Here is an 11,836-nt window from a genome sequence, read left to right as displayed (position 1 = left end):
AGACTCTCTAATTTTATAAATAAACAATGATGACAAATAATTCATTTTTCCCAAAAGCAGTCTTAACCTTGGTTACGGTTTTAATTTGCAACATTGCATTTTCTCAAACGTTGGTATCTGGTCAACAAAATGAAGGAAGAATTCCTACTCCGACCATGTTATTCATGAACGTTACACCTGATGCTAGATCAGCTGGAATGGGAGATGCGGGAGCTGCTATTTCTTCAGATGTGAATGCAATCTATTGGAATCCTGCAAAATTAGCGACATCTGATAAAGATTTAGGCTTTGCTATTTCGTATACTCCTTGGTTGAGAAATTTAGTGAATGACATGGCATTGTATAACATATCAGGTTATAAAAAATCAACTAAAGATCAAGCTTTCGGATTCTCCATCAACTATTTTGACCAAGGAACATTCCAAGCAACCAATAACCTAGGCCAAAGTAATGGAAATTATAATTCTAAAGAATATGCCATTACAGGTACATATGCGAAGAAATTATCCAACACACTTTCTTTGGGAGTTAATTTAAAATACATCAATTCAAACTTATTAGGTAATTTTCAAAGCTCTACTGTAGCAATGAAACCAGCGCAAACTGTTGCTGCAGATGTTGCCTTGTATTGGAATACCAACTCAGCAAAAAATTGGAATTATACATACGGCTTAGTTTTATCTAATATCTCAGGTAAGGTTTCTTATGGGGGAAATGAAAAGAATTTCATTCCTACTAACTTACGTTTCGGAGTAGCAACTACCAAGGAAATTTCGGAAGGAAATAGATTAACCTTCACTTTAGATTTGAATAAATTAATGGTTCCTACACCTGGTATTTATAATCCAACAACGAAAAAATACACATCAGGAACAGATCCAAATGATGTTACAGCGATTGGAGGCATTTTTACTTCGTTATTTGATGCTCCAGATGGATTTGGTGAAGAATTACAAGAAATTTCAACATCTATAGGAGCTGAATATTTAATGAACAATGCTTTTGCTTTAAGAGCAGGTTTCTTCAATGAAAGCGCTACCAAAGGAAATCGTAAATATTTTACATTCGGAGTAGGATTTAAATTAGACCAAAAATACGGTTTTGACTTTGCTTACTTAGTACCAACAGGATCTAATAGTCCTTTAGCGAATACATTAAGAGTTTCTTTATTAGCTGCCATTAATAGCACAGCTAATTCGAAGTAAACAAATAAGAATTTTATAGTTCGTACAAATGACATTCCTTCAAGAATGTCATTTGTTTTTTAACCCTACAACATGTTAAACCGTAAATTAGCTCCCAGTTCATACCCATTAGAGCCTATCGCATTTCCAGACTATCAACTTTTTCATTTAGACAATGGAATTGAAGTTTGTGTCATTGCGTTAGGAGAACAAGATGTATTTAAATTTGAATTAAATACAGACGCTGGAGCCTTGAATTCAGACAGACCAGGATTGGCGGGTATGACTAGTCAATTGATGAAACGTGGAACTATTTCTAAATCAGCGAAAGAACTCAATGAATCATTTGACTTTTATGGAGCATTTTGGGATATTCAATCAAATTTTGACTTAGGCACGATTACCATCTACAGTCTTAAAAAATATTTTGAAACATTAATTCATCTACTTGTTGATATTTTACAAAATTCCAATTTCATTGAAAGTGAATACAAAAAAGAGCTAGAAATTGAAATTCAAAGAACCCACTTAAATTGGGAAAAAACATCTTTTGCGGCCAATCAATATTTCAGAAACGCGGTTTTCGGAAATGATCCCTATGGAAGATATGCTACCCTAGACACCATAAAAAATATCCAATTAGATTCCATCAAATCATTCTATCAAAATTTCTGGTCAAAAAGTATTCCTAGCATTATACTATCCGGTAAGGTAGGAGAAAACGAAATTAACCTTTTAAACAAAACGATTGGACAAATTTCTCTGCAAAAGAGCAATTCAAGGATACCATTTGAAAATAGTATCAAATCTGAAAAAAGAATACATCATCCAAAAGCTACGGCTTTGCAGAGTTCAATCCGGTTTGGTAAAATAGGTATGACACGACAAAATCCAGATTACTTCAAATTTAACGTTCTAAATACTATATTAGGAGGGTATTTTGGGTCTAGATTACAAAAAAATATTCGAGAAGAAAAAGGATTTACCTATGGAATTTCATCTTCGATGATTCCTTTACAGCGGACAGGATATTGGGTGGTAGGAACGGATGTCAATAAAGATAAGGCAGAAGAAACCATCTCCGAAATCAGAAAGGAAATTGGCCTTTTGCAAACAGATTTAGTACCTGAAACTGAATTAGAATTGGTGAAGAATTATTTGATGGGAAGCTTTATCGGGGAGTTAACTCAAGCCTTTGATATTGCTGAAAAAGTTAAAATCATACAATTAGAAAATCTTAATAAAGATTTTTATAATGAATTTCAACATCAGATAATGACATGTAAATCTTCAGAGCTTAGAGATTTAGCCAATAAATACCTAAACCTTGAAGATATGACAGAAGTAATCATTGGCTAGATTAAAATCTAGCCAATTCTCTGAATTCATTGACCCGAGCCTCTAATTCAGCCTCTGTGATTTGCAACAATCGTTCTGTTCCAAATTTCTCTACACAGAAAGATGCCATAGCTGAACCATAAACAACTGCTTTTCTCATACTTTCAAAGGAAATATCATCTACTTTCGATAAATATCCGATAAATCCACCTACAAACGTATCACCTGCACCGGTTGGATCAAAAACATCCTCTAAGGGGATCGCAGGGCAATAAAACATCTTGTCTCCTTGGAATAACAAGGCACCATTTTCTCCTTTTTTGATAATTAAGGTTTTAGGTCCCATTGCCATGATTAACTTCGCAGCTGTTCTTAAAGAATATTGTTCAGATAATTGACGAGCCTCTTCATCATTGATACAAAGCACATCTACCATGGTTAAGACTTTCTTTAAATCATCCATGGCAACATCCATCCAAAAATTCATCGTATCCATAACGATTAATTTCGGTCGATTTTTCAATCCTTTGATTGCATCAATTTGAACTTGTGGCGTTAAATTACCTAACATCAAATATTGACAATCTTGGTACGATGTTGGAATTACAGGCTGAAAATCTGCTAACACATTTAACTCCGTTACTAAGGTATCTCTCGAGTTCATGTTATTATGGTACTTTCCAGCCCAGAAAAAAGATTTTTCACCTTTTTTGATTTGTAAGCCTTCTAAGTTGATGTTTTTTGACTCCAACGTTTGAATATATGCTTGTGGAAAATCATCTCCAACAACGGCAACCACATTTACTTTGGGAACAAAAAAAGCGGCGGATAAAGCAATATAAGTGCAAGACCCTCCAATAATTTTATCTGTTTTTCCGTAAGGAGTTTCTAATGCATCGAACGCTACGGTTCCAATTGATAATAAGCTCATATGTTAAATTTTAGCCAACTTTAGGACAACGACTAAAAGGCTGATTGGGATTAAATAATAAACGATAGGTAATAAAAGTTTTGTCGTTTGTAGCACCTAATTGAGAAACAAAACGCAACATTTTTGGATTAAAGTCACCGACCCAATTCATATCCATGGTGGTGTATGGGTAAAAAGGATTTTCTCTTCCTGCACTTCTAAATCTTAAGGCAATAGCAGATTCGACTCCCTTCCCTTGGTGCTCAGGAACAACACCGAAAATTAAACCGCAAGTACGAGTCAATGTTCCTTTTAATTTGAGTAACAAAAATTTAATCATACCCCAAAGATTCAATTTCCCATTTAAATGTTTGACAATTTGATTCAAATCTGGAATAACGATAAAAAATGCGACAGGTTCTCCAGTGGAGGTATATGCAAACCACAATAATTGCTCATCCAAAATGGGTTTCATTTGCTTAACCAATTTTTGTGCTTGTTCAGAGCTCATTTCCTTTACTCCTGGAAATTTCGCCCAGGCCGCATTGAAAATAACACGGAAATCTTCTGCATACTGATTCAATTTTGACTTTTCGATATGACGAAATTCGTAATTGGGATTTTGATAAATTCTTTCCGCTTTTTCTTCGATAGCTTCCGTCACATTCGCACCTCGAATGGAGGAAACAAATACTAATTGTTGAAAATAATCCTTAAATCCATAATTTTCAAAAAATGCAATATAGTATTCCTTCGTCCAAGGCATTTTATAGGTAGGCTCAAATTCCCATCCTTTAATCATCAATCCCCAAAAACTATCTCGTTCACCAAAATTGATAGGACCGTCCATGGCATCAAAACCCTGATTTTTCAACCAAGTTTGACAGGCCTCGAATAACATGAATGCTGCATTCTGATCTTCAATGCATTCAAAAAAACCCATTCCGCCGGTTAGGGTTTCTTCTTTCGAAGGTTCTTTGCTATCATAAAAAGCTGCCACCCTTCCAATTACCTGATCTTCGTCTGAAAACAAAATCCATCGGATGGCATCCCCTTTTTTAAAATGCGGATTTTTTTTGGGGTCAAAGATGGAATTGATATCATTATCTAAAGGACGAATCCAATTGGAATCGTTGGAATAAAGCTTTACGGGAAACTCTAAAAATGCTTTCTGAAGAACTGAATCTGATCCTACTTCCTTTAAATACATATAATTCAATATAAAAAAACAAAGATAATGGATAGAATTGACCAAACCGAACAAATCAATTTTTCAGGGAATAGATATTTGATTCCACAATTTAAATTTTAATTAGTAATTTTATTCTCTTCTAAGAAATCTGAAAATCCAGAAGGAATTTATTCTATGCAACCCCTTAAAATTTATAATACATTAAGTAGAGAAAAGGAATTGTTTGAAGCACTTAATGCTCCTTATGTGGGCTTATATGTTTGCGGCCCTACCGTTTACAATTATGTGCATTTAGGAAACCTACGCACCTTTACTTCCTTTGATATTTTACATAGATACCTTATTCATGTAGGATATAAGGTTCGTTATGTACGAAATATCACAGATGTTGGCCATTTAGTTGGAGATGGTGATGAAGGAGAAGACAAAATTGCAAAAATGGCAAAGCTTGAAAAGTTAGAGCCAATGGAGATTGTCCAACGATACACCAATGATTTCCATGATGTATTAAAAGAATTTAATTTATTACCACCAAGCATTGAACCAACTGCCACAGGCCATATTGTTGAACAGATAGAAGCTGCTCAAACATTGATTCAAAAAGGTTTAGCTTATGAATCCAATGGATCTGTATATTTTGATATTGAAAAATACAATCAAGAAGGTGGTGAATATGGTAAATTATCGGGCCGTATTTTAGATGATTTACTTTCAGAAACAAGAGACTTAGAAGGTATAGGTGAAAAACGAAATCCTTTGGATTTTGCCTTATGGAAAAAAGCTGCACCTGAACATATCATGAGATGGAATTCTCCCTGGGGGGAAGGATTTCCAGGTTGGCATTTAGAGTGTACTTGCATGAGTCACAAATACCTCGGAGATACATTTGATATACATGGCGGTGGAATGGATTTAAAATTCCCTCACCATGAATGTGAAATAGCACAAGCCAAAGGGACATATGGTCATTCGCCAGCTAAATATTGGATGCATACCAATATGTTAACCGTCAATGGACAAAAAATGAGTAAATCTTTGGGTAATTCTTTTTTACCTAACGAATTATTTACCGGCAATCATCCTTTGCTTGATCAAGCGTACAGTCCCATGACTGTTCGTTTTTTCATGTTGCAATCGCAATACAGAAGCACCTTAGATTTTTCCAATGAAGCATTGAAAGCAGCGCAAAAAGGTTACAAGCGAATTGCTAATGGATTGAAAATTATCAAAAATTTAAACTATCCAAATGACTTGCAGGGTATAGAGGCCGGGAAGCATGATGAAGAAATTGATCTTGCCGTTCAAGGATGTTATGATGGATTGAATGATGATTTAAATACCGCTGTAACGATTGCCAATTTATTTAATTTATTGAAAAAAATCAATCAATTACAAACAGGACAAGTAACTTTTGAACAAATTAGTCGCAAAGGTTTTGAAAGATTAAAATCTAGTTTTAACGGAATTCTCATAGATGTATTAGGAATTACCGAAGAAATACCTGAAAATTGGGATGTTTTAAGTAAAGGATTATTAGAACTTTACAAACAATTTAAAGAAAACAAACAATACGATAAAGTAGATGAAATTCGAGCTACATTTAAGTCGATGGGATTATTGATCAAAGACATGAAAACAAGTATTGATTGGGGATACGAAGAATAATTATGCTACAAAACTTAACACCTACTGTCAGAAATTTAATTCTAATCAATGTGGCCATTTTTGTCCTATCAGGCCTAATTATTCCACAAGAATATTTGACATTGCATTATTATGAATCCCCTGATTTTCAATTTTATCAGTTAGTTACCTATTTATTCGTACATGCCAATTTCATGCATTTACTGGGTAACATGTTTGGTTTATTTATGTTTGGTTCCCTATTGGAGCGAATTTGGGGTGCTCAGCGCTTTCTCTTTTTTTATTTTTTCTGTGGAATAGGGGCTGGTTTATTATACATGGGCATTCAATATTACATTGATTATGCTGATATAAGAAGAGCAACTGATTTGGTTCTTTCAGATCCTAATTCAGCGACCTTGTTGGATTATTGGCAACATTATGGGGCCATTAATGCACCTAATGGATTAGTTAACATTGATTTAATAAAACAAAACTATTTACAAATAGTTAGTACTGGTGTTCTAGGAGGAGCATCAGGTTCCGTTTTTGGAATATTAATGGCATTTGGCTATTTATTTCCAAACTCTGAAATGTTTCTATTTCCTATACCCATACCTATTAAAGCAAAATATTTTGTTAGTGGTTATGGATTGTATGAATTATATGCAGGTATGCAACAAAATCCTGGGGATAATGTGGCTCATTTCGCCCACCTTGGAGGTATGTTTTTTGCTATAATTTTGATTTTTGCATGGAAGACCAATCGAAATAATTTTTATTGATATGAAAAGTATTTGGCAAGATATTAAACTTATTTTTCAACAGTCTGATAATGGCTTGATGAAAATTATCATTGTTAATATCGCCATTTTTATTGTATTGAACGTCGCAAAGGTTGGCTTACTTTTAGCGGATCAGGGAGGTATTTTCAATGAAATCTTGCAAAATATAACACTGTCATCTCAACCGAAGTTAGCTTTATTTAAGCCTTGGACTTTCATTTCTTACTTTTTCGTACATATTGAATTATTCCATTTGATCTTCAATATGATGTTCCTTTATTGGTTTGGACAAATATTATCAGACTATATTGGCGAAAAAAAAATAACACAAGTGTTTTTTCTGGGTGGCTTGGCGGGTGCTATTTTTTACTTACTTCTACTTAATAGTTTTTCTTATTTCATTTCACGAGGGCCGACTTTCCTAAATGGTGCATCAGCAGGCGTTTATGCCGTTGTTATTGCAGCAGCTACCCTTCGGCCGAATTACGGGGTATTCCTTTTTATCATTGGTGAAGTGAAAATTAAATACATCGCATTTTTTTATGTCATTTGGTCATTTATTGAAACGATAGGCAGTAATGCTGGAGGAAATATTGCTCACTTGGGTGGTGCGGCTATTGGATTAATATATGCCTTAAACTTTCAAAGACCCAAGAAAATAGTTAATAAAAAAGAGTCTGTGGTTTTTTCCTATGTTCAAAACGCCCAGAAAAAAACAGCAGAATTATTGGACTTACCTGATAATCGTGATATTCAAGAAGATGAACTAAATCAAATTTTGGATAAGATTTCGAAATCTGGATATGATAGTTTATCCAAATACGAAAAAAGACGATTATTTAAAGCGAGTCAAAAAAATGATTAAGGTTCCAAAACATTTTTACCTTTGTAAGGTTTTCATTCAACATATTAAAAATTAACGTATGCAGTTTCAGGCCGGTCCTCTTTTAAGTAAGATTCAAAGTCCTAAGGATCTTCGCGGACTACAAGCTTCACAGTTACCACAGGTCTGTGATGAATTACGTCAATTCATTATTGATCATGTGTCTGTGAATGGAGGCCATTTTGGAGCTTCTTTGGGAGTTACTGAATTAACGGTTGCCTTGCATTATGTTTTTAATACACCTGATGACCAGTTGGTATGGGATGTGGGCCATCAAGCATATGGACACAAGATATTAACCGGCCGTCAAGAAAGTTTTCATACCAATCGTTTAATTGGAGGTATTAGTGGATTTCCTAAAAGATCGGAAAGTGAATACGATGCATTTGGTGTGGGTCATTCTTCCACCTCCATCTCCGCTGCTTTAGGAATGGCAGTGGCTTCTCGATATAAAAAAGAATTTGATAGACAACATATAGCGGTCATTGGAGATGGTTCAATGACAGCCGGTATGGCTTTTGAAGCAATGAATCATGCCGGGGATATCCCTAATAATATGCTCATTATCTTAAATGATAATTGCATGGCGATTGATCCCAATGTGGGAGCTTTAAAAGAATATTTAACGGATATCACGACTTCTCATACCTACAACAAGGTGAAGGATGATATTTGGAATTTATTGGGCAAAATGTCAAAATTTGGCAAATCTGCACAAGAAATTGTTTCAAAAATCGAAAATGGTTTAAAAGCCACCATTTTGAAACAAAGTAATTTATTTGAATCTTTAAATTTACGCTATTTTGGGCCCATTGATGGTCATGATGTGGATTACCTAACGACCGTTTTAAAAGATTTAAAAGACATCCCTGGTCCTAAAATCCTTCATGTAATTACAACCAAAGGAAAAGGATATTCTTTAGCTGAAAAAGACCAAACATTGTGGCATGCACCTGGTAAATTTGACAAAACCACGGGTGAAATACAGAAAAAAACGTACGATAATCCTCAGGCACCTAAATACCAAGAGGTATTTGGGTATACATTATTAGAATTGGCAGAAAAAAATCCAAAAATCATGGGAATTACACCTGCTATGCCTTCCGGTTCTTCCATGAATATCATGATGCGAGCTATGCCTGACCGAGCATTTGATGTGGGAATTGCGGAACAACATGCGGTCACATTTTCGGCTGGATTGGCTACACAAGGACTAACAGTATTTTGTAATATTTATAGTTCGTTTATGCAAAGGGGTTATGACCAAGTCGTACATGACGTTTGTCTTCAAAACCTACCAGTGATATTTTGCTTAGATCGCGCAGGTTTAGCTGGAGCAGACGGACCAACCCACCATGGAAATTATGATTTTGCCTATATGAGATGTATCCCCAACATGATCGTAATGGCACCAAGAAATGAACAGGAATTGAGAAATATCATGTACACCGCTTCTCAAGATTCATTTAAGGAACGTAAACAAGCTATTACCATTCGTTATCCAAGAGGTGAAGGCGTTATGCCCGCTTGGCGTACTGATTTTGAAACAATTGAAATTGGGAAAGGTCAAAAAGTATTAGATGGTGAAAAAATAGCTGTACTAAGTATTGGACATATTGGCAATCAAGCACAAATAGCTTGTGAAATGGCCAGAAAAAATGGATTAGAACCGGCACTTTTTGATATGCGTTTCGTAAAGCCTTTGGATGAAAATTTACTTCACGACATATTTTCACAATTTGAATCTGTCATAACCGTAGAAGATGCTGCGATTCAAGGTGGCTTTGGATCTGCCATTGCTGAATTCATGATTGACCACCATTATTCCAATAAAGTAATTCGTTTAGGTATTCCGGATACGGTTATTGAACATGGAGAACAAATTGAACTTTATCGGGTTTGTGGTATTGATTCAGATAGTATTCTAGAAAAAATAATGAGTCTCTCAGACATCAAAAATTACGCAAATATTACCAAGGCATTAATTCCTTAATCGCCTACCATTCAAATTTAATCATTATAGTACTTTTCAAAGAAATAATCCGTACCTTTGCACCTTAATTTCCTGGAGTCTAGGAATTTATTTCATTAAAGAGACTAATTTTTTATGCAAAGCATTCGCAACATTGCCATCATTGCCCACGTTGACCACGGTAAAACAACCTTAGTTGACAAAATTATTCATGCATCCAAGATCTTTAGAGAAAATCAAGAATTTGGAGATTTGATCCTAGATAATAACGACCTAGAAAGAGAAAGAGGAATCACTATCGTTTCCAAAAACGTATCTGTTCGTTACAATGGGGTAAAAATCAACATTATTGATACTCCTGGTCACGCCGACTTTGGCGGTGAGGTAGAGCGTGTATTGAGAATGGCTGACGGTGTACTTTTATTAGTCGATGCATTTGAAGGCCCTATGCCTCAAACTCGATTCGTATTATCCAAAGCAATTGCTTTAGGTTTAAAACCTATTGTTGTTGTTAACAAAGTAGATAAAGAAAACTGTCGTCCGGACGAAGTTCACGAGCAAGTATTTGATTTAATGTTTAACCTAGATGCAACAGAAGACCAATTGGATTTCCCATGTGTATATGGTTCTTCTAAACAAGGATGGATGTCGGATGATTGGCAAAAACCAACAGACAATATCATCGCATTATTAGATGCCATTGTTGAGCATATTCCCGCTTCAAAAGTGCAAGAAGGAACTCCACAAATGCAAATTACTTCCTTAGATTATTCATCTTTCGTAGGTCGTATTGCAATTGGCCGTTTAGAACGTGGAACTTTAACTGAGGGAATGCAAATTTCTCTTTGTAAAGCTGATGGCTCAACAAAGAAAATGCGTATCAAAGAACTTCAGGTTTTTGAAGGATTAGGAAAAGTAAAAGTGGACACAGTAGAATGTGGTGAAATTTGTGCGGTAACTGGAATTGAAGATTTTGAAATTGGAGATACAATTGCAGATGCAGAAAACCCAGAGGCTTTAGCACGTATAGCCATTGACGAACCTACGATGAATATGTTGTTTACCATCAACAACTCTCCTTTCTTTGGAAAAGAAGGTAAATTGGTAACTTCTCGTCACATTCGTGAGCGTCTATTCAAAGAAACAGAAAAAAACTTAGCTTTAAAGGTTTTAACAACGGAGAGCGAGGATAAATTTTTAGTGTTTGGTCGTGGTATTCTTCACTTATCTGTTTTGATTGAAACGATGCGTCGTGAAGGATATGAACTACAAGTTGGACAACCACAAGTTATCTACAAAGAAGGTGAAAATGGTGAAAAATTAGAACCAATAGAAGCTTTAGTAGTAGACGTACCGGATGAGGTTGCGGGTAAAGTGATTGAATTAGCGACTCAAGGTAAAGGTGAATTGTTAATCATGGAACCTAAAGGAGATTTACAACACTTAGAATTCAAAATTCCATCTCGTGGTTTGATCGGTTTACGTTCAAAGGTATTAACTGCAACATTTGGTGAGGCAATCATGGCCCACCGTTTCGTTTCATATGAACCATTTAAAGGACCAATTCCTGGTCGTATCAATGGGTCATTGATTTCGATGAATACAGGCCCTGCTATTCCATATGCGATTGATAAATTACAAGATAGAGGGGTGTTTTTCATCGATCCAGGTGAAGAAGTATACACAGGAATGGTTGTAGGTGAGCATAATCGCCAAAATGATATTGAAGTAAATCTTCAAGCATCTAAGCAATTAACAAATATGCGTGCCTCAGGTACAGATTCAAATGTTAAAATCGCACCTAAATTGAATTTCTCATTAGAAGAATGTATGGAATTTATCCAAAAAGATGAATACCTAGAAATTACTCCTAAATCTTTACGTATGCGTAAAATTTTCTTAGACGCCAACGAACGTAAGAGAAACGAGAAGAAATAAATTAATGTAAG

General features: G+C 35.2%; 9 protein-coding genes. 7 read left to right on the top strand and 2 right to left on the bottom strand.

Annotated elements, in window-relative coordinates; all coding sequences use genetic code 11:
* Positions 1-26: 26 nt before the first annotated feature.
* On the top strand, positions 27-1,205 hold the full coding sequence (gene porV, locus V7S76_RS00560; RefSeq protein ID WP_459508049.1) for a type IX secretion system outer membrane channel protein PorV: 1,179 nt from the start codon (positions 27-29) through the stop codon (positions 1,203-1,205).
* Between the two features lie 72 nt (positions 1,206-1,277).
* Positions 1,278-2,543: a M16 family metallopeptidase gene (locus V7S76_RS00555; protein ID WP_459508048.1), complete on the top strand. Its 1,266-nt coding sequence runs from the start codon at positions 1,278-1,280 to the stop codon at positions 2,541-2,543.
* A 1-nt stretch (position 2,544) separates the two neighbouring features.
* On the opposite strand, the gene V7S76_RS00550 is transcribed toward V7S76_RS00555, so the two are convergent.
* Positions 2,545-3,453: a PfkB family carbohydrate kinase gene (locus V7S76_RS00550; RefSeq protein ID WP_459508047.1), complete on the bottom strand. Its 909-nt coding sequence runs from the start codon at positions 3,451-3,453 to the stop codon at positions 2,545-2,547.
* Between the two features lie 10 nt (positions 3,454-3,463).
* Positions 3,464-4,642, bottom strand: a complete 1,179-nt coding sequence (locus V7S76_RS00545; protein ID WP_459508046.1) for a hypothetical protein — start codon at positions 4,640-4,642, stop codon at positions 3,464-3,466.
* Positions 4,643-4,798: 156 nt separating this feature from the next.
* Here V7S76_RS00545 and cysS point away from each other — a divergent pair, with 156 nt between their 5' ends.
* The 5 genes from cysS (at position 4,799) to typA (ending at position 11,825) form a co-directional block, all read left to right on the top strand.
* Positions 4,799-6,289 carry a cysteine--tRNA ligase gene (cysS, locus tag V7S76_RS00540; RefSeq protein WP_459508045.1) on the top strand — a complete coding sequence of 497 codons (1,491 nt, stop codon included), beginning with the start codon at positions 4,799-4,801 and terminating at the stop codon, positions 6,287-6,289.
* Between the two features lie 2 nt (positions 6,290-6,291).
* Positions 6,292-7,032, top strand: a complete 741-nt coding sequence (locus tag V7S76_RS00535; protein ID WP_459508044.1) for a rhomboid family intramembrane serine protease — start codon at positions 6,292-6,294, stop codon at positions 7,030-7,032.
* 1 nt (position 7,033) lies between these two features.
* Complete coding sequence (locus V7S76_RS00530; RefSeq protein ID WP_459508043.1) at positions 7,034-7,897, top strand: rhomboid family intramembrane serine protease; 864 nt, start codon at positions 7,034-7,036, stop codon at positions 7,895-7,897.
* A gap of 58 nt (positions 7,898-7,955) precedes the next feature.
* Entirely contained in the window at positions 7,956-9,908 is a 1,953-nt protein-coding gene (gene dxs, locus V7S76_RS00525) for a 1-deoxy-D-xylulose-5-phosphate synthase (RefSeq protein ID WP_459508042.1), read from the top strand.
* Between the two features lie 114 nt (positions 9,909-10,022).
* Complete coding sequence (gene typA / locus V7S76_RS00520) at positions 10,023-11,825, top strand: translational GTPase TypA (RefSeq protein ID WP_459508041.1); 1,803 nt, start codon at positions 10,023-10,025, stop codon at positions 11,823-11,825.
* Positions 11,826-11,836: the final 11 nt, after the last annotated feature.

The sequence above is a fragment of the Aquirufa sp. ROCK2-A2 genome (assembly GCF_054558485.1).
This window is presented reverse-complemented; position numbering and strand designations above follow the sequence as displayed.